General features: G+C 36.8%; 31 protein-coding genes. All 31 read right to left on the reverse strand.

What is annotated here, in order from left to right:
* Positions 1–2 precede the first annotated feature (2 nt).
* Entirely contained in the window at positions 3–977 is a 975-nt protein-coding gene (locus MVE07_RS05195) for a DNA-directed RNA polymerase subunit alpha (protein ID WP_297454976.1), read from the reverse strand.
* A gap of 41 nt (positions 978–1,018) precedes the next feature.
* Entirely contained in the window at positions 1,019–1,648 is a 630-nt protein-coding gene (gene rpsD, locus MVE07_RS05200; RefSeq protein WP_297454979.1) for a 30S ribosomal protein S4, read from the reverse strand.
* 3 nt (positions 1,649–1,651) lie between these two features.
* Positions 1,652–2,044 carry a 30S ribosomal protein S11 gene (gene rpsK / locus MVE07_RS05205; RefSeq protein ID WP_297454982.1) on the reverse strand — a complete coding sequence of 131 codons (393 nt, stop codon included), beginning with the start codon at positions 2,042–2,044 and terminating at the stop codon, positions 1,652–1,654.
* A gap of 13 nt (positions 2,045–2,057) precedes the next feature.
* Positions 2,058–2,420 (reverse strand): 30S ribosomal protein S13, encoded by a 363-nt coding sequence (gene rpsM / locus MVE07_RS05210; RefSeq protein WP_029520162.1) that lies wholly within the window; start codon positions 2,418–2,420, stop codon positions 2,058–2,060.
* 13 nt (positions 2,421–2,433) lie between these two features.
* Entirely contained in the window at positions 2,434–2,547 is a 114-nt protein-coding gene (gene rpmJ, locus MVE07_RS05215) for a 50S ribosomal protein L36 (protein ID WP_029520163.1), read from the reverse strand.
* 10 nt (positions 2,548–2,557) lie between these two features.
* Positions 2,558–2,794, reverse strand: coding sequence for a translation initiation factor IF-1 (infA, locus tag MVE07_RS05220; RefSeq protein ID WP_029520164.1), 237 nt, complete (start codon positions 2,792–2,794; stop codon positions 2,558–2,560).
* A gap of 8 nt (positions 2,795–2,802) precedes the next feature.
* Positions 2,803–3,564 (reverse strand): type I methionyl aminopeptidase, encoded by a 762-nt coding sequence (gene map, locus MVE07_RS05225; RefSeq protein WP_297454988.1) that lies wholly within the window; start codon positions 3,562–3,564, stop codon positions 2,803–2,805.
* 12 nt (positions 3,565–3,576) lie between these two features.
* Complete coding sequence (locus MVE07_RS05230; protein WP_008289493.1) at positions 3,577–4,200, reverse strand: adenylate kinase; 624 nt, start codon at positions 4,198–4,200, stop codon at positions 3,577–3,579.
* Positions 4,201–4,203: 3 nt separating this feature from the next.
* Positions 4,204–5,496 (reverse strand): preprotein translocase subunit SecY, encoded by a 1,293-nt coding sequence (gene secY, locus MVE07_RS05235; protein ID WP_297454992.1) that lies wholly within the window; start codon positions 5,494–5,496, stop codon positions 4,204–4,206.
* 22 nt (positions 5,497–5,518) lie between these two features.
* Positions 5,519–5,965, reverse strand: a complete 447-nt coding sequence (gene rplO / locus MVE07_RS05240; RefSeq protein WP_297455053.1) for a 50S ribosomal protein L15 — start codon at positions 5,963–5,965, stop codon at positions 5,519–5,521.
* 5 nt (positions 5,966–5,970) lie between these two features.
* A complete protein-coding gene (rpmD, locus tag MVE07_RS05245) occupies positions 5,971–6,150 on the reverse strand; it encodes a 50S ribosomal protein L30 (RefSeq protein ID WP_297454995.1) in 180 nt (59 codons plus the stop codon).
* Positions 6,151–6,161: 11 nt separating this feature from the next.
* The gene (gene rpsE / locus MVE07_RS05250; protein ID WP_297454998.1) at positions 6,162–6,746 is read right to left on the reverse strand and encodes a 30S ribosomal protein S5; all 585 of its coding nucleotides are present in this window, start codon (positions 6,744–6,746) and stop codon (positions 6,162–6,164) included.
* 12 nt (positions 6,747–6,758) lie between these two features.
* The gene (gene rplR, locus MVE07_RS05255; RefSeq protein ID WP_297455001.1) at positions 6,759–7,130 is read right to left on the reverse strand and encodes a 50S ribosomal protein L18; all 372 of its coding nucleotides are present in this window, start codon (positions 7,128–7,130) and stop codon (positions 6,759–6,761) included.
* A gap of 22 nt (positions 7,131–7,152) precedes the next feature.
* Positions 7,153–7,695: a 50S ribosomal protein L6 gene (gene rplF / locus MVE07_RS05260; RefSeq protein ID WP_297455004.1), complete on the reverse strand. Its 543-nt coding sequence runs from the start codon at positions 7,693–7,695 to the stop codon at positions 7,153–7,155.
* Between the two features lie 20 nt (positions 7,696–7,715).
* Complete coding sequence (gene rpsH, locus MVE07_RS05265; protein ID WP_029520173.1) at positions 7,716–8,126, reverse strand: 30S ribosomal protein S8; 411 nt, start codon at positions 8,124–8,126, stop codon at positions 7,716–7,718.
* 12 nt (positions 8,127–8,138) lie between these two features.
* On the reverse strand, positions 8,139–8,327 hold the full coding sequence (locus tag MVE07_RS05270) for a type Z 30S ribosomal protein S14 (protein ID WP_297455008.1): 189 nt from the start codon (positions 8,325–8,327) through the stop codon (positions 8,139–8,141).
* Between the two features lie 17 nt (positions 8,328–8,344).
* Complete coding sequence (gene rplE, locus MVE07_RS05275) at positions 8,345–8,905, reverse strand: 50S ribosomal protein L5 (RefSeq protein ID WP_297455011.1); 561 nt, start codon at positions 8,903–8,905, stop codon at positions 8,345–8,347.
* 13 nt (positions 8,906–8,918) lie between these two features.
* Positions 8,919–9,284 (reverse strand): 50S ribosomal protein L24, encoded by a 366-nt coding sequence (rplX, locus tag MVE07_RS05280; RefSeq protein ID WP_297455014.1) that lies wholly within the window; start codon positions 9,282–9,284, stop codon positions 8,919–8,921.
* Positions 9,285–9,287: 3 nt separating this feature from the next.
* A complete protein-coding gene (gene rplN, locus MVE07_RS05285) occupies positions 9,288–9,668 on the reverse strand; it encodes a 50S ribosomal protein L14 (RefSeq protein ID WP_297455017.1) in 381 nt (126 codons plus the stop codon).
* Between the two features lie 92 nt (positions 9,669–9,760).
* Positions 9,761–10,012, reverse strand: coding sequence for a 30S ribosomal protein S17 (gene rpsQ / locus MVE07_RS05290; protein WP_297455019.1), 252 nt, complete (start codon positions 10,010–10,012; stop codon positions 9,761–9,763).
* A complete protein-coding gene (rpmC, locus tag MVE07_RS05295; RefSeq protein WP_297455022.1) occupies positions 10,012–10,221 on the reverse strand; it encodes a 50S ribosomal protein L29 in 210 nt (69 codons plus the stop codon). Before rpmC ends, rpsQ begins: the two co-directional genes overlap by 1 nt.
* A 1-nt stretch (position 10,222) precedes the next feature.
* Positions 10,223–10,639, reverse strand: a complete 417-nt coding sequence (gene rplP, locus MVE07_RS05300; protein ID WP_029520180.1) for a 50S ribosomal protein L16 — start codon at positions 10,637–10,639, stop codon at positions 10,223–10,225.
* A 21-nt stretch (positions 10,640–10,660) separates the two neighbouring features.
* Complete coding sequence (rpsC, locus tag MVE07_RS05305; RefSeq protein ID WP_029520181.1) at positions 10,661–11,344, reverse strand: 30S ribosomal protein S3; 684 nt, start codon at positions 11,342–11,344, stop codon at positions 10,661–10,663.
* Positions 11,345–11,356: 12 nt separating this feature from the next.
* The gene (rplV, locus tag MVE07_RS05310; protein ID WP_297455027.1) at positions 11,357–11,710 is read right to left on the reverse strand and encodes a 50S ribosomal protein L22; all 354 of its coding nucleotides are present in this window, start codon (positions 11,708–11,710) and stop codon (positions 11,357–11,359) included.
* A 13-nt stretch (positions 11,711–11,723) separates the two neighbouring features.
* On the reverse strand, positions 11,724–12,023 hold the full coding sequence (gene rpsS / locus MVE07_RS05315; RefSeq protein WP_008288157.1) for a 30S ribosomal protein S19: 300 nt from the start codon (positions 12,021–12,023) through the stop codon (positions 11,724–11,726).
* Between the two features lie 2 nt (positions 12,024–12,025).
* Positions 12,026–12,850, reverse strand: a complete 825-nt coding sequence (gene rplB, locus MVE07_RS05320) for a 50S ribosomal protein L2 (RefSeq protein WP_029520183.1) — start codon at positions 12,848–12,850, stop codon at positions 12,026–12,028.
* Positions 12,851–12,862: 12 nt separating this feature from the next.
* Entirely contained in the window at positions 12,863–13,162 is a 300-nt protein-coding gene (gene rplW / locus MVE07_RS05325) for a 50S ribosomal protein L23 (protein WP_297455037.1), read from the reverse strand.
* Positions 13,162–13,785, reverse strand: a complete 624-nt coding sequence (gene rplD / locus MVE07_RS05330) for a 50S ribosomal protein L4 (protein WP_297455040.1) — start codon at positions 13,783–13,785, stop codon at positions 13,162–13,164. Before rplD ends, rplW begins: the two co-directional genes overlap by 1 nt.
* Positions 13,786–13,807: 22 nt before the next feature.
* Entirely contained in the window at positions 13,808–14,491 is a 684-nt protein-coding gene (rplC, locus tag MVE07_RS05335) for a 50S ribosomal protein L3 (RefSeq protein ID WP_297455043.1), read from the reverse strand.
* Between the two features lie 19 nt (positions 14,492–14,510).
* Positions 14,511–14,819 carry a 30S ribosomal protein S10 gene (gene rpsJ, locus MVE07_RS05340; protein ID WP_029520187.1) on the reverse strand — a complete coding sequence of 103 codons (309 nt, stop codon included), beginning with the start codon at positions 14,817–14,819 and terminating at the stop codon, positions 14,511–14,513.
* A 14-nt stretch (positions 14,820–14,833) separates the two neighbouring features.
* Positions 14,834–15,988: elongation factor Tu (gene tuf / locus MVE07_RS05345; protein ID WP_297455047.1), on the reverse strand; the 1,155-nt coding region annotated here is incomplete at its 5' end.

A 15,988-nucleotide genomic window follows, 5' to 3' on the forward strand; every position in this document is an offset into this window, starting at 1 on the left:
TCTTATTCTTTTTTTGTTGGGGATGGTGCAAGTTCAAGTCCAAGTTCAGCAAGGGCTTCTTTAATTTCTTTAAGGGCTTTTCTTCCTATGCTTTTAGCTTCTTTAAGGTCTTCTTCGGTCATTTTTACAAGGTCTCCGATTGTCTGGATACCAAGCTTTTTCAATGTATTTGTAGCCCTTGAAGATATTTCAAGTTCTTCTATTGCCAGAGAAAGTTTGTCTGCTTCTATTTTTTCTGCAATGCTTTCTGGTTCAGCTCTCTTTACAACTTCAACCTTTCTTGTTGTTGGGTTCAGTAAAAGCTGGAAGTGTTCTATAAGTATATTTGTTGCTTTTGTTAAAGCTTCTTCAGGTGTGATTGTTCCATCTGTGTAAAATTCAAGTATCAGTTTGTCGTAGTTTGTTTTTTCTCCAACTCTTGTTGGTTCAACTTTGAATGTGCATTTTTTGATTGGAGAGAATGCTGTATCTATAGGGATCCACCCTATTTCTGTTGGAGGTTCCATTTCTTCAACCATTACGTATCCACGGCCTTTTTCTATTTTCAGTTCCATTTTTACTTCAACATCATCTTCAACTGTTGCTATATGAACATCAGGATCAACAACCTGTATACCAGATGATACTTTTATGTCTGATGCTTTTATTTCCCCTGGCCCTTTGAACTCAAGAATAGCTATGTCACTATCTAAGCCTTCTTCCATCTTGAATTTAATTTGTTTCAGGTTGAGAATTATTTCAGATACATCCTCAAGAACACCATCTATCGTTGTAAATTCATGAGCTACACCCTGTATTTTAACAGCTGTTATGGCACCACTCTCCAGAGAGGAAAGTAAAACTCTTCTGAGAGCATTACCCAGTGTTATACCATAGCCTCTTTCGAGAGGTTCAACAAATAATTTTCCATAATTTTCTGTTTTGGTTGCTTCATCCCAGTAAATCTTATTGGGTTTAATAAATTCTAAAAAAGGCATAGGCTTTTTTACCTCCGTTATGGGATTATTCCCAAAATTTATTACATTGAGTAGTACTCAATAATCAGCTGAACATTTACTGGAATTTCAAGTTCTATCTCTTGAGGAATTTCAAGAACTTTTCCTCTGAAGTTGTCCTTATCCAGTTCAAGCCAGTTTGGAATACTTCTTGGGTCTCTATTTTCTAAGTTTTCTTTAAATAATGGAGATTTTCTGCTTTTTTCTCTAAGCTCAATGATATCTCCCGGGTCAACCCTGTAAGATGGAATATCAACTTTTTTACCATTTACAAGGAAATGTCCGTGTCTAACAAGCTGCCTTGCCTGTCTTCTTGTTTTAGCAAAACCAAGCCTGTAAACAACATTATCCAGTCTTCTCTCCAGAAGTTGAAGGAAGATTTGACCTGTATTTCCACCTTTGATACCTGCTATTCTTGCAGCTTCATCAAAGTATCTTTTGAATTGTTTTTCCCTTAAGCCACCGTAGAGATATCTCAGTTTTTGCTTTTCTTGAAGACGAACAGCATAGTCAGAAAGTTTTACTTTTCTTCCCTGAACCCTTCCGTGCTGTCCAGGTGGGAAGTTTCTATTTTGAAATGCTTTTAAATTTCCGCCAACAAATACGCCAAGTCTTCTACTTACTTTTGTTAAAGGTCCTAAATATCTACCCATAAATTACACCCTCCTTTTGCTTGGTGGACGACATCCGTTGTGTGGAATTGGTGTTACGTCTTTAATTACTTTTATATTAAGTCCTGTAGCAGCAAGAGTTCTTATTGCAGATTCTCTTCCTGCTCCTGGTCCTTTAACCCAGACCTCAATATCTTTCATTCCAAATTCATCCATTGCCCTTTTGGCAGCTTTTTCAGCAGCTTTTTGGGCAGCGTATGGAGTTGATTTTCTTGTTCCTTTAAAGCCTTCGGTTCCTCCTGAAGCCCATGTAAGGACATTCCCTTCTTTATCTGTAATTGTAACAATTGTGTTATTAAATGTAGCCTGTATATGAGCTATTCCGTATGGAACGGTTCTTTTTACTTTTTTAGCACTTTTTCTTCTTTTTTTAGCCATGATTCCTCCTCAATTACCTTCTTTTAATTCTTCCTGTGAATTTTCTTCTGGTTTTTGCATTAGTCTTAGTTCTCTGTCCTCTAACAGGAAGACCAAGTCTGTGTCTAATACCTCTGTAACATCCCATATCCATAAGTCTCTTGATATTTACAGCAACTTCTCTTCTAAGGTCACCTTCAACTTTGTAGTTCTGTTCTATAAATTTCCTGATAGCATTTAGTTCATCTGGAGTAAGTTCTCCAACTCTTTTCATCCCATCTATTCCGGTTTTTTCTAATATCTCTTTAGCTCTTGTCTTTCCTATTCCGTAGATATAGGTAAGGGCTATTTCAAGTCTTTTTCTATCCGGTAAATCTACACCAGCTATACGAGCCATTGTTTCCTCCTAATTATCCTTGTTTTTGTTTGTGTCTTGGGTTTTCACAGATAACCATAACTCTGCCGTTTCTTTTGATTATTCTGCATTTTTCACATCTTTTTTTAACTGAAGATCTTACTTTCATTTCTTTCACCTCACATTCTAAATATTATTCTTCCTCTGGTCAGGTCATAAGGTGACAATTCCACCTTTACCCTATCCCCAGGTAAAATACGGATAAAATGCATTCTCATCTTTCCGGATACATGGGCAAGCACTTCATGCCCTGTGTCTAACTTAACTCTGAACATAGCATTAGGAAGAGCTTCTTCTACAGTTCCCTCAACAACTATGCCTTTTTCCTTTTCTTCCTTTTTCTTTTTCTTCGCCATCTTTACTCCTAATCAAGTTTAGAAAGTATGTCTGGACCGTTTTCTGTAATAGCTACAGAATGCTCAAAGTGAGCAGCCATAGCTTTTTCCTTTGAAACCACTGTCCAGCCATCCTTTAATTTACGGTAGAAGTTTTTTCTTCTACCAAGTGTTGCCATCGGTTCTATCGCAAGAACCATACCTGGCTTTAAAACAACATCTTCAGCATTTGCCACACAGTTAGAAACGTGTGGTTCCTCATGGGGCTTACGCCCAATTCCATGTCCCCCATAATCGCATATAGGGGCGAGTCGGTAGGCCTCCAACGTGCCTTCTATAGCAGCCGCAATATCTTTTAAAGTATTACCTGGAACGCATTTTTCTATACCGGCCATTAAAGCCCTTTCAACGCCTTCCAGCAGTCTCTTTTTTCTATCGCTTATTTTGTCTCCAACAACATAAGAGATGGCAGCATCTCCATACCAGCCATCATAAATAACGCCAAAATCTATGCTAACAATATCACCTTCTTTTATCTTTTTATCCTTTTTTGGCACACCATGAACTATTTCTTCATTTATAGAAACGCATAAGGCTGCCGGAAATCCGTATAAACCCAGAAAAGCAGGTTTAACTCCTCTTTTTTCAGCTTCCTTTCTTGCTATCTCATCTAGGTCAACACCTGTCATTCCAGGCTTAGTATTTTCCTTTATAATCTGCAGTATTTCTGCAACAATCTTATTCGCTTTTCTAAGCTTTTCTATATCTTCTTTACTTTTTAATTCAATCATTTTGACAAACTATTATTTTAGCACAGATAAAAGTTCTTTGTAAACTTCATCCGGTGATTTTGTAGCATCTATGACCAGTAATTTATTCTGTTTTTTGTAATATTCAATAAGAGGTGCTGTCTGTGAGTGATATACTTCAAGTCTTTTTTTGATTACTTCTTCTTTGTCATCGTCTCTTTGGATTACCTCTACATCTGGAGGTGGTGGATTGTATATTATGTGATAAACTTTGCCTGTTTTAGGGTCTACTCTTCTTCCTGAAAGTCTTTTTATTACTTCTTCATCTGGAACATCGAAAAGTATAACACCATCAAGCTGTCTTCCGACTTCAGCAAGCATTTTGTCCAGAGCTTCAGCCTGTGGAATTGTTCTTGGGAATCCATCTAATATAATATCTTTTCCTTCTAACTCTTTGAGCTTATCTTTTATAATTCCGATTATAATATCATCAGGAACAAGCTTACCTGCGTCCATATACTCTTTGGCTTTTTTACCAAGCTCGGTTCCGTTTTTTACGGCTTCCCTTAGAATATCCCCTGTGGATATCTGAACAAAACCTTTTTCTTCAACAAGTCTTTGAGCCTGTGTCCCTTTACCCGCTCCCGGAGGTCCAAGGAATATATATGTTCTTGCCATTTTCTAACTCCTTTTAAGAAATCCTTCGTATCTTTTCATAGCAAGATGTGCTTCAATCTGATGAAGTGTATCTAAGGCAACTACAACTACGATTAGTGCCGATGTTCCACCAAAGTAAAACGGAACATGAAGCATTTTTATAAGAATCATTGGGAGAACAGCTATTGCTGCAAGAAAAATTGAACCTACAAAAACTATTCTTGTCAAAACATAATTTAAATATTCAGCTGTCTGGGAACCTGCTCTTACTCCAGGTATAAATGCTCCACTTTTTCTTAGGTTGTCTGCAATTTCTGTAGGATTTACCAGTATTGCTGTGTAGAAATATGAAAAGAAGATAATTAAAGCAACATATATTAAAAAGTAAATGTAGCTTTGAGGAGAAAGAATATCTGATATAACCCTTGCTATATGACTTTGTTCTACAAACATTCTTGCAATAGTCGCAGGGAACATTAAAAGTGCAACAGCAAATATAATAGGAATAACACCTGCAGGGTTAAGTTTAAATGGAATATATGTTGCCGTTTCTCCAAGTGAACCAATATTTCTTCTTGCATAATTAATCGGAATTCTTCTTTCTGCCTCTTGAATATATATAATACCTGCAACAACAATAATAATTATTGCTATAGCAAGCCCTCCGTTCAAGACGCTGAGTTCCCCTGTTCTTAACTGAGTATATGTTGTGTATATTGCTCCTGGAATTCTGGCAGCAATACTTGCAAGGATAATTATGGAAATTCCATTTCCTATACCAAACTCTGTAATTCTTTCACCTATCCACATTAAAAATACAACACCTGTGGTGATAATTATAGTCGTCATAAAAATAAATAAAACAGGGGAAACAGATATCAGGTGTTGACCTGTTTCTGTGGTGATATTACTAATCCATGTGGCAAGGACAAAGGATTGTAATCCAGCGATAGCAATAGTCAGATACCTTGTATACTGGGTAATTTTCCACCTACCGTAATCGCCTTCTTCTTTTTGGTAACGTTCCAGAGTCGGAATTACAGCTGTAAGCAGCTGCATAATAATAGCAGCTGAGATATAAGGCATAATTCCCAAGGCAAATACAGATAATCTTCCCAGTGCACCACCGGAAAAAAGATTATAGATATTAAATAAAGCTCCCCCAGCTGCATTAAAATACTGGGCTATATTGGCAGTATCAATGCCGGGAACAGGTATATGTGTTCCCAGCCTGTATACTGCAAGCATTATGAGTGTATACAGGATTCTTTTCCTTAAATCCTGTATCTCCAGAATATTCTTTATTTGATTAATCAATAATAGCCCTCTCTAACAAAAATTATTCTATTACTTCGCAGCTCCCACCTGCAGCTTTAATTTTTTCCTCAGCAGATTTTGAGAATTTGTGTGCTTTTACTTTGAGTGGCTTTGTAAGTTCCCCGTCACCGAGGATTTTTACTGCTTCTGTGCAGTGGATTATTCTTTTGTTTTTAAGGATTTCCGGTGTAACTTCTTCGTTTGCTTCAAACCTTTCTTCTAAAGTTTTTAGATTTACGATTTCATACTCTTTTTTATTTGGATTTCTGAATCCCCTTTTTGGAATTCTCATAATAAATGGTGTTTGACCACCTTCGAAGAATGCAGGAAGGTCTCCGTATCCTCTTCTTGATTTTTGCCCTTTATGTCCTCTTGTTGAAGTTTTTCCATGTCCTGAACCTATACCTCTACCCACTCTTTTTTTTCTGTGGGTAGCTCCTTCTGCGGGTCTGAGCTCATGTAGTTTTATACCCATTATTCTACTTCCTCCACTTGAATAAGGTGATGTGCTTTTCTTATATTACCCAGAACCATTGGGTTTTTTTCTAAAACTCTTTCATCATTAATCTTTTTTAATCCAAGGGATTTTACAGCCTGTATCTGGTCTTTTCTTTTACCTGCCAGTCCTCTAACGAGTTTTACTTTTATTTTCATTTATTTCCCTCCTACTTAACTATTGGAGAAGAAGCATAGATTTTGTAATTTTTTCTTATTTTTTCTTCATCAACTCCCCTTACTTTTGCAACATCTTCAGGGGATTGAACCTTAAGAAGTGCATCAAAAACAGCTCTTACTATGTTATTTGGGTTTGTTGTTCTGCTTATGATTTTTGTAAGAATATCTGTAACCCCAAGAAGTTCAAGAACAGGTCTTACCGGTCCACCTGCCACAACACCGGTACCTCTTCTGGCAGGTTTGAGGAGCACAACTGCAGATTCATATTCTCCAATTACATCGTGGGGAAGTGTCCCTTCTATAAGAGGAACTTTTATTAAATGTTTTTTAGCATCGGCTATTGCTTTTGCTATTGAAGGTGGAACTTCATTTGCTTTTCCATGTCCGAAACCAACATGACCATTTCTGTCTCCTACTACTGCCAGTGTGGAGAAAGAAAATCTTCTACCACCTTCAACAACCCTTGTAGTTCTTCTAATCTCGACAACTTTTTCTTCAAGCTGAAGTTCTGCAGGATTTATAGGTTGGATTTTTTGTCTTTCCTCAATAAGTCTTTCTATGCTTTTTGCTCCCATCTGTTTCTCTCCTTAGAATTTTAATCCTTTTTCTCTTGCTGCTTCAGCAAATGCTTTAACTTTACCGTGGTAAATAAAACCACCTCTGTCAAAAACAACATTTTCAATTCCTTTAGCAAGGGCTTTTTCTGCTATAAATTCGCCAAGTTTTTTGGCCATCTCTATATTTTTACCGCCCCTAACCCCATATTTTTCAACAAAATCTTTATCAATAGTAGAGGCGCTTACAAGTGTTTTTCCAGCTTCATCATCAATTATTTGAACATACAGGTTATTTAAGCTTTTGAAAAATGCCATTCTTGGTCTTTCAGCTGTTCCGAAAACTTTTTTTCTGATTCTTTTATGTCTTATTATTCTTTTTTGTCTTCTTGTTTTTACTGCCATTATATTCTCCTCTCAAAGAGATTTATTTTTTACCTACAGATTTACCAGGTTTAAGTTTAAGAACTTCTCCTTTATATCTGATACCTTTTCCTTTGTATGGGTCAGGTTTCCTAAATTCTCTAATTTCAGCAGCAACCTGCCCGACTTTCTGTTTATCTATACCGGAAACTTTGATTATATTTCCTTCAACTGCAATCTGTATTCCTTCAGGTGGTTCATAAATAATAGGGTGAGAGTATCCTAGCTGGAGCTCAAGGGTTTTTCCTTTCATCGCAGCTCTGTATCCAATACCAACTATTTCCAGTTCCACTGTAAAACCTTCTGTAACTCCTTTAACCATATTAGCGATAAGAGCCCTTGTTGTTCCGTGGATTGCTCTCATAAATGCACTATCATTTGGCCTTTCTATTTTGATTTGGTTATCTTCAACTTTAATTGTAAGATTAGGGTTAAAATCCCCTTCAAGTTGTCCTTTTGGTCCTTTTACAACAACATGATTATTTTCACTTACTTTTACTTCAACTCCTTGAGGGATATCTATTGGTTTTTTCCCAATTCTTGACATTTATAATGCCTCCTTTTTTATTACCAGATATAACAGAGAACTTCTCCGCCAACTCTTTCTTTTCTTGCTTCAGCGTCTGTAATTATTCCTTTGTTTGTTGAAAGAATTGCAATTCCAAGTCCTTTTCTTACATAAGGGATGTTTTTTACATCAACATATTTTCTTAAACCAGGTTTAGAAACCCTTCTGAGTCCCTGGATAACAGGTTTTGTATTTCTTGGTCCAAGATATTTTAATTTGATTATCAGGGTTCCCTGATTTCCTTTTTTATTTTCTTCAGAGATTGTGTAATCTTCTATATAACCTTCTCTTTTAAGGATTTCAGCAATTCTTTCTTTTATTTTTGAATGGGGAATGTAAACTTCACTTTTTCTTGCTTTAATTGCATTATTAATTCTTGCCAACATATCAGCAATTGGGTCTACTATCATCTTTTAGCCTCCTTACCAGCTCGCTTTTTTAACTCCAGGGATTTCTCCTCTGAGAGCTCTTTCTCTAAAACATATTCTGCACATATTAAATTGTCTTAAGTATCCTCTTGGTCTTCCACAAATAGGACATCTTGAGTGTTTTCTTGTTTTGTATTTAGGTTCCTTTAAAAAGGATTTTGCCATTAAGCATTTACGTGCCATACTTTTGTTTCCTCCTGTTATCCTCTAATTGGTAATCCAAGTAATGCTAAAAGGTATTTTGCTTCTTCATCTGTTTCTGCAGATGTCTCAATAATAATATCCATACCTCTAATTCTATCTACTTTGTCATAATCAATTTCCGGGAAGATAATCTGTTCGGAAATTCCGAAAGCATAATTTCCTCTTCCATCAAACGAGTTAGGATTTAGTCCTCTAAAGTCTCTAACCCTTGGAAGAGCAACAGAAATAAGCTTGTCAAGGAAGTCCCACATTCTTTCTTTCCTGAGCGTAACTCTGGCACCTACAGGAAGACCTTTTCTGAGTTTGAACCCGGCTTCAGCTTTTTTAGCTCTTCTAATTTCAGGTCTCTGGCCTGTTATAGCCATAAGGTCTTCAACAGCTCTGTCCAGTTGCTTAATATCCTGGACAGCTTCACCAACACCCATATTAACAACAATCTTTTTTATTTTTGGAATCTCCATAGGAGATTTGTATCCGAATCTTTCCATTAATTTTGGAGCTACTTCTTCTTCATATTTTTTTCTAAGTCTTGGTATATATCTTTCTGCAACTGCCATTATCTTTTACCTCTTACTTTTTTTCTTTTTCCCAGATAATATCTATTGTTTCACCGGTTTTTTTATTGAATCTTTCTTTTATTATTTTGTTTCCTTCTTCTTTTATTCTGACACCTATTTTTACTCTTTGACCTGATTTTTCATCGTAATACATAACATTTGATATATGAATTGGTCTTTCTATCTCTACAATTCCACCTTCTTGAACACCTTCAATATGTCTAAGGTGTTTTTTACCTATATTTACACCTTCAATAATCACTCTGACTTTATTTGGGTCTGAATTTCTTATTATTTGTTTAATTTTTCCTGTTTTTCCTTTTTCTTTTCCAGCTATTACTATTACTGTGTCACCTTTTTTTAGTTTTGTTTTAACCATCTTTTATATTACCTCCGGTGCTAAAGAAACTATTCTGTAAAATCCTTTGGCTCTTATTTCCCTTGCAACAGGTCCTAAAATACGTGTTCCAAGAGGTTCAAGGTTATTGTTAAGAAGAACAACTGCATTATCATCAAATTTTATGTAGCTGCCATCTGGTCTTCCAACTTCTTTGGCTGTTCTAACCACAACGGCTTTGTATATTTTTCCTTTTTTAGCTGTTCCGTTTGGAAGGGCATCCTTAACGGTTACTGTGATAACATCTCCAAGTGTAGCAAAATCAGTCTGTTTACCAAAGTTAACCTTTTTAGGTATTCCTATACACTGAACTTTTTTTGCACCTGAGTTATCCGCTGTATTAAGATAAGTTCCTCTTCTTATCATTTCCTACACCTCATTCGTAAAATAAAATTTCCTGCCCTGAAGGGCAGAAAGACAAAATAATATTTTAATATTTAAAGCAAATAAAATCAAGACTACTGTGGAAGAATTTCAACAACAACCCATCTTTTGAGTTTAGAAATAGGTCTGGATTCTCTTATTCTAACTATATCTCCAATCTGACATTTGTTTTCTGGGTCATGGGCATAGAATTTAGATGTCTTTTTAATTCTTTTTCCATAGAGTGGGTGTGGAAGCTGTCTTTCTACAGCCACAACAACAGTTTTATCCATTTTATTAGAAACTACTTTACCTACAAATTCCTTTTTTCCTGATTTTACAGCCATTATTTACCTCCACCTTGAGCTTGTAGCTCTCTTTCTCTAAGGATAGTAAGTATTCTTGCAATTGTTCTTTTGGTTTCTCTAATTTCAGATGGCTTTTCAAGTCCACCTATAGAGTTTTGGAATCTAAGATTCATCAATTTTTTCTTAAGTTCAACTAATTTTTCTTTAAGTTCATCATCTGTAAGTTTTCTCAGTTCTTCTACCTTCATCTTACGACCTCGCTTTTACAAGTCTTGTTTTTATTGGGAGTTTATGTCCTGCCTTTCTGAATGCCTCGGCGGCAACCTCTTCAGGAACACCTGCAAGTTCAAAAAGGATATGTCCTGGTTTAACTACTGCTACAAAGTGGTCAAGGTCACCTTTTCCTTTACCCATTCTTGTTTCTGCCGGTTTTCTGGTAACAGGTTTATGAGGGAATACTCTAATCCACACTTTTGCACCTTTTTTAGCTTCCCTTACTATTGCAATACGGGCAGCTTCTATTTGTCTGGATGTCATCCAGCATGGTTCAAGTGCCTGAAGTCCATATTCACCGAAGGCCACATAATTTCTTCTGCTGGCCTTCCCTTTCATTCTACCTCTATGTTGTTTTCTCCATTTTAATTTCTTAGGTTGTAAGAGAGACATCTATTTTTCCTCCTATTTTTATTAAACTGTATGGAGTTCCTCTTCTATTTTCTTGAGAACTTCTTCTTTTTGTTCAGAGAGTTTGTCTCCTTTGTAAATCCATACTTTTATTCCTAAAATTCCGTATTTTGTTGAAGCTCTTGCAGTTCCATAGTCTATATCAGCTCTTATTGTCTGGAGAGGCATTCTTCCTGCCATAAACCATTCTTTTCTGGCAAGATCAACTCCACCGATACGACCGCCTACTTGAACTTTTATTCCTTTTGCTCCTGCTCTCATTGCATTGTCAATAGCTCTCTTCATTGCCCTTCTATGGGAAACCCTTCTTTCAAGCTGGAGAGCTATATCTTCTGCAACAAGTTTTGCATTTAATTCAGGTTTTTTAACTTCATCAACATTAACCAGAACTTCTTTTGCATCTGTAAGGGCAAGAAGAATTTTGTTTAATTCCTCAACTTCTGCACCCTTTCTTCCTATAACTATTCCCGGTTTGGAAGCGAGAATCTTAACTCTGATTTTTTCTCCAAGTCTTTCTATTATTACGTCAGCAATCCCTGCCTGTTTGTATTTTTCTTCAATAAACTGTCTAATTTTTAGATCTTCATGGAGTATCTGGCTGTATCTTTTTTTGTCTGCGAACCATTTTGATTTCCAGTCTTTTGTTACCCCTAATCTAAAGCCTATTGGATGTACTTTTTGACCCACTTTTATTCCTCCTTACTGCCTTTCAGCTAATGTTATATAGATGTGAGAAAATCTTCTTTTCTTTGGAGTAGCCCTTCCATATGCTCTTGGCATATATCTTTTGAGTATAGGGCCATCTTCAGCTTTAATTTCTTTAATATAAAGGTTGTCTATGTCCATATTTTTCATTTCTGCATTTGCAATTGCACTTTTCAGAAGTTTTTCTACAATTCTTGCAGCTCTTTTATTCATTCCATGAAGAAGAGCAAGTGCCTGTCCTACATCTTTGCCTCTTATCTGATTAATCACCTGTCTCGCTTTTGTAGGTGATGTTCTGGCATATCTCAGAATAGCTCTTGCTTCTAAATTTTTAGTAGCTTCTGCCATTTTCTTTCACCTCTTATTTTTTCTTAACAGCTTTAGCTGATTTATCAGGGTGTCCTCTAAATGTTCTTGTTAAAGAGAACTCTCCAAGTTTATGTCCAACCATTTCCGGCTGGATATATACAGGGATAAATTTCATTCCGTTGTAAACAGCTATTGTATGCCCTACCATTTCTTCTGTAATGGTGCAGGCTCTATCCCATACTTTTATAACTTTTCTTTCACCGGTTTCATTCATTTTTCTTATTTTTTTGAGTATTTTCTCATTTACATATGGATTTTTATTTCTTTCGTTCCATTTACCTTTGTATCCCATGGTTATTTACCTCTACGTTTGATAATGAATTTGTCAGAATATTTAGCTCCACGTCTGGTTTTGTAACCCTTTGTAGGTTGTCCCCATGGAGAAACAGGATGCTTACCGAATGTTTTACCTTCACCACCACCGTGTGGGTGGTCAACAGGGTTCATAGCTGTTCCTCTAACGGTTGGTCTAATGCCTAGCCATCTCGCCCTACCTGCTTTACCTAGTTTAACAAGCTCATGTTCAGCAAGACCTACTGTCCCGATAGTTGCCATACATTTCTTATGAACAAGTCTAATTTCTCCAGAAGGAAGTCTAAGCTGTATATAATCTCCCTGTCTTCCAAGTATTTGTGCAGACATTCCTGCAGCTCTTGCAAGCTGTCCACCTTTGCCTGGTGTAAGTTCAATGTTATGGACAAATGTACCAACAGGAATATTCTCAAGTGGAAGGGCGTTTCCTACTTTTATCTCTGCATCTGGTCCTGCAACAACTGTATCTCCTACTTTAAGACCTTCTGGCCAGATAATATATCTTTTTTCTCCATCTGCATAATGAAGTAGTGCTATTCTTGCTGATCTGTTAGGGTCATACTCTATTGCTGCAACTTTTGCAGGTACACCCCATTTATCCCTTTTAAAGTCTATTATTCTGTATTTTCTTTTATGTCCGCCACCTTTATGTCTGACGGTTATTCTTCCCTGGTTATTTCTTCCAGCCTTACTTTTTAAAGGCTCTACCAGAGATTTTTCAGGCTCTTTTTTTGTTATTTCTGAAAAATCATATAAGATTGCATGCCTTGTTCCATTTGTAACAGGCTTTAATTTTCTAACACCCATTTCATTTCACCTCTATATTAATTCTGCTATGTTTATTGGTTCTTCAGATTCAATTCTTACAATAGCTTTTTTCCATTTTTTAGTATATCCAGGTTTGGACAAACCTACTCTTTTTTGTTTTGGTTTAACTATCATTGTTCTAACTTCTTTTACTTTTACACCGAAAACCTGTTCCACTGCCTTTTTTATTTCAATTTTGTTCGCATCCAGTGGAACTTCAAACACAAGTTTGTTTTCCTTTTCATTCTGTTTAACAGCCTTTTCTGTCAAAACAGGGCGTATTAGTATATCATACGGGGTTCTTGTGCTCATTATCCCAACCTCTCATTAATTTCTTCTGCTGCAGATTTTGTAATTAAAACATGGTCTGCATTAAGTATGTCATAAGTATTAAGACCATCAACAAGCAGAACCTTCGCTTTAGGTAAGTTTCTAAAGGATTTGATTACATTCATATCTTTAGAAGCAATAACCAGTAAAACTTTTGATTTATCTAAGCCAAAATTTTTGAGAACTTCTATCGCTTTTTTTGTTTTTGGTTCGTCAAATGTAAAGTCTTCAACGATTGTAAGCTCTCCATCTTTAAGTTTCATAGAGAGAACGCCTTTAAGGGCTTTTTTTCTTACTTTTTTAGGAAGTGCATAGTAGTAGTCCCTTGGATGTGGTCCATGGGCTACACCACCACCTACGAATATGTTTGCTTTTCTGTCTCCATGTCTCGCATTACCTGTTCCTTTCTGTGGAAGTATCTTTCTTCTGGAACCTCTAACTTCTGCTCTTGTTTTTGTAGAAGCAGTTCCAGCTCTTCTTGAGGCAAGTTGCCATTTAATTACTTCCCAGATAGTATGTTCTTTTACTTCTGTATTAAATATGTTGTCATTCAGATTTATTGTTCCTACATTTTCTTTTTTTATGTTTACTACATTAGCTTCCATTTAAGCCACCTCTTTCTGATTTTTAAGAAGCATAAGTTGCCTTAGCTCTTTCTAATTTTCTTTTTCCTTTTCTTCTGTTAGCTATAACAGATGCTTTAAGTTTTACAATGCTGTTTGTATGTCCTGGCACAGAACCTTTAACCAGGATTACATTTTTTTCAGGGATAATATCAACAACTTCTAATCCCTGGACTGTTATTGTTTCGTTTCCATAGTGCCCAGGCATTCTTTTTGTTTTCCATACTCTACCTGGATCTTCACAAGCACCAATAGAACCTATGGCTCTATGATATCTTGAACCGTGGGATTTTTTGAATCCAGAGAAGTCCCATCTTTTCATAGCAGAAGCAAATCCTCTACCTTTGGATTTCCCTGTTACATCAACAAGGTCTCCCTTTTCAAAAACTTCTTCTACTTTAATTTCCTGTCCAAGCTGGACTTCCTCCCCTTCTTTAAGAGGAAATTCTGCCAGTGTTTTTAATGGCTTAACACCTGCTTTTTCAAAAATTGCTTTAAGTGGTTTTGGAGTTCTTTTTTCTTTTCTTGCTCCGGCTCCTAAAACCACTGCAGAGTATCCATCTTTTTCAGGTGTTCTTATGTTTACTACATAGTTAGGCTCAACCTGTATAACAGTTACAGGAACAGCTTTATCTCCCACAAAAACTCTGGTCATTCCTATTTTTTTACCGATTATGCCTTTTGGCATTGTTCTCACTCCTTTCTTTTTAGCTTAATTTTATTTCTACATCAACACCTGCAGGCAGGCTGATGTCCATTAATGCTTCTATTGTTTGTGGAGTAGCATTCTCAATGTCTATTAATCTTTTGTGAATTCTCATTTCAAAATGTTCTCTTGATTGTTCAAATTTGTGTGGTGACCTGTGGACACACCAAATTTTTCTTTGTGTAGGGAGAGGGATGGGGCCTTTTATAACCCCACCACTTCTTTTAACTGTATCTATAATTTGCTTAACTGATTGGTCAAGTGCTTTATGGTCAAAAGCTTTAAGTTTTATTCTTATCTTTTCCTGCATCTTTCACTACCCTCTTACTCAATTATTTTAGTAACGACACCGGCACCAACAGTTCTACCACCTTCTCTGATAGCAAATCTCATTTGCTCCTCTATAGCTACCGGCTCCATTAATTCCACTGTCAACTCTACGTTGTCACCTGGCATTACCATCTCTTGTCCTTCTGGTAGCTCTACTACTGTTCCTGTTACGTCCGCTGTCCTGATGTAAAACTGTGGTCTGTATCCTAGGAAGAATGGTGTGTGTCTTCCTCCTTCCTCTTTGGAAAGAATATATACCTGTGCTTTGAATTTCTTGTGTGGTGTGATTGTCCCTGGTGCTGCTAATACCTGTCCTCTCTCTACTTCGTCTTTCCCTATTCCTCTTAGTAACACACCTATGTTGTCACCTGCTACTGCTTCATCCAGTGTCTTTCTGAACATCTCTATCCCTGTTACTACTGTCTTCTTAATCTCGTCTGACAGCCCTACTATCTCTACTTCATCTCCTACTCTCAGTGTTCCTCTCTCTACTCTTCCTGTTACTACTGTTCCCCTTCCGGATATTGTAAATACGTCCTCTATTGCCATGAGGAATGGTTTGTCTGTTGCTCTCTCTGGTGTTGGTATGTATTCGTCCATTGCATTTAAAAGCTCTTCTACTGACTTAACCCATTTCTCCTCGTCGTTTAATGCCCCAAGTGCTGATCCTCTGATTACTGGAACCTCGTCACCTGGAAATTCGTATTTATTTAAAAGCTCTCTTACTTCAAGTTCTACAAGCTCTAAAAGCTCTTCGTCATCTACCATATCGCATTTGTTGAGGAATACTACGATATATGGAACGTTAACCTGTCTTGCAAGAAGAACGTGCTCCCTTGTTTGTGGCATTGGCCCGTCTGCTGCTGATACAACGAGAATAGCACCGTCCATTTGCGCAGCACCGGTTATCATGTTCTTGATGTAGTCTGCGTGCCCTGGACAGTCTACGTGTGCGTAGTGTCTTTTCTCTGTCTCATATTCTACGTGTGTGATGTTAATTGTAATTCCTCTGTCCCTTTCTTCTGGTGCTTTGTCAATATCTCCGTATCCTATAAATTCTGCTAATCCTTTCTTTGATAGAACGTATGTTATAGCCGCTGTTAATGTTGTCTTCCCGTGGTCTACGTGCCCTATTGTCCCTACGTTTAC

It is taken from the genome of Persephonella sp., assembly GCF_027023985.1.
Taxonomy (GTDB): Bacteria; Aquificota; Aquificia; order Aquificales; family Hydrogenothermaceae; genus Persephonella_A.

What these genes read in the sequence shown, in the direction of transcription:
- rplN (WP_297455017.1), bottom strand. Translation starts at nt 9,668, where the DNA reads ATGATAAGAAGAGGAACTTATCTTAATACAGCGGATAACTCAGGTGCA.
- rpsK (WP_297454982.1), bottom strand. Translation starts at nt 2,044, where the DNA reads ATGGCTAAAAAAAGAAGAAAAAGTGCTAAAAAAGTAAAAAGAACCGTT.
- rplV (WP_297455027.1), bottom strand. Translation starts at nt 11,710, where the DNA reads ATGGCAGAAGCTACTAAAAATTTAGAAGCAAGAGCTATTCTGAGATAT.
- rpsM (WP_029520162.1), bottom strand. Translation starts at nt 2,420, where the DNA reads ATGGCTCGTATAGCTGGTGTAGATTTACCGGATAGAAAAAGACTTGAA.
- rpsS (WP_008288157.1), bottom strand. Translation starts at nt 12,023, where the DNA reads ATGGGATACAAAGGTAAATGGAACGAAAGAAATAAAAATCCATATGTA.
- rpsH (WP_029520173.1), bottom strand. Translation starts at nt 8,126, where the DNA reads ATGATAGTAGACCCAATTGCTGATATGTTGGCAAGAATTAATAATGCA.
- infA (WP_029520164.1), bottom strand. Translation starts at nt 2,794, where the DNA reads ATGGCGAAGAAAAAGAAAAAGGAAGAAAAGGAAAAAGGCATAGTTGTT.
- rplB (WP_029520183.1), bottom strand. Translation starts at nt 12,850, where the DNA reads ATGGGTGTTAGAAAATTAAAGCCTGTTACAAATGGAACAAGGCATGCA.
- rplD (WP_297455040.1), bottom strand. Translation starts at nt 13,785, where the DNA reads ATGGAAGCTAATGTAGTAAACATAAAAAAAGAAAATGTAGGAACAATA.
- rplR (WP_297455001.1), bottom strand. Translation starts at nt 7,130, where the DNA reads ATGGCAGTAAAAACAAGAAGACAAAAAAGAATAATAAGACATAAAAGA.
- rpmJ (WP_029520163.1), bottom strand. Translation starts at nt 2,547, where the DNA reads ATGAAAGTAAGATCTTCAGTTAAAAAAAGATGTGAAAAATGCAGAATA.
- map (WP_297454988.1), bottom strand. Translation starts at nt 3,564, where the DNA reads ATGATTGAATTAAAAAGTAAAGAAGATATAGAAAAGCTTAGAAAAGCG.
- rpmC (WP_297455022.1), bottom strand. Translation starts at nt 10,221, where the DNA reads ATGAAGGTAGAAGAACTGAGAAAACTTACAGATGATGAACTTAAAGAA.
- rplX (WP_297455014.1), bottom strand. Translation starts at nt 9,284, where the DNA reads ATGGTTAAAACAAAACTAAAAAAAGGTGACACAGTAATAGTAATAGCT.
- rpmD (WP_297454995.1), bottom strand. Translation starts at nt 6,150, where the DNA reads ATGAAAATAAAAGTAAAACTCGTTAGAGGACTGGCAGGTAAAAGAAAA.
- MVE07_RS05270 (WP_297455008.1), bottom strand. Translation starts at nt 8,327, where the DNA reads ATGGCACGTAAATGCTTAATGGCAAAATCCTTTTTAAAGGAACCTAAA.
- MVE07_RS05195 (WP_297454976.1), bottom strand. Translation starts at nt 977, where the DNA reads ATGCCTTTTTTAGAATTTATTAAACCCAATAAGATTTACTGGGATGAA.
- rplE (WP_297455011.1), bottom strand. Translation starts at nt 8,905, where the DNA reads ATGGCAGTTGCAGAAAGATATATACCAAGACTTAGAAAAAAATATGAA.
- rpsQ (WP_297455019.1), bottom strand. Translation starts at nt 10,012, where the DNA reads ATGGCTGTAAAATCAGGAAAAAAGGAATTTGTAGGTAAAGTAGTTTCT.
- rpsE (WP_297454998.1), bottom strand. Translation starts at nt 6,746, where the DNA reads ATGGGAGCAAAAAGCATAGAAAGACTTATTGAGGAAAGACAAAAAATC.
- rplC (WP_297455043.1), bottom strand. Translation starts at nt 14,491, where the DNA reads ATGCCAAAAGGCATAATCGGTAAAAAAATAGGAATGACCAGAGTTTTT.
- rplP (WP_029520180.1), bottom strand. Translation starts at nt 10,639, where the DNA reads ATGTCTCTCTTACAACCTAAGAAATTAAAATGGAGAAAACAACATAGA.
- rplF (WP_297455004.1), bottom strand. Translation starts at nt 7,695, where the DNA reads ATGTCAAGAATTGGGAAAAAACCAATAGATATCCCTCAAGGAGTTGAA.
- rpsJ (WP_029520187.1), bottom strand. Translation starts at nt 14,819, where the DNA reads ATGCAGGAAAAGATAAGAATAAAACTTAAAGCTTTTGACCATAAAGCA.
- MVE07_RS05230 (WP_008289493.1), bottom strand. Translation starts at nt 4,200, where the DNA reads ATGGCAAGAACATATATATTCCTTGGACCTCCGGGAGCGGGTAAAGGG.
- rplW (WP_297455037.1), bottom strand. Translation starts at nt 13,162, where the DNA reads ATGAGCACAAGAACCCCGTATGATATACTAATACGCCCTGTTTTGACA.
- rpsD (WP_297454979.1), bottom strand. Translation starts at nt 1,648, where the DNA reads ATGGGTAGATATTTAGGACCTTTAACAAAAGTAAGTAGAAGACTTGGC.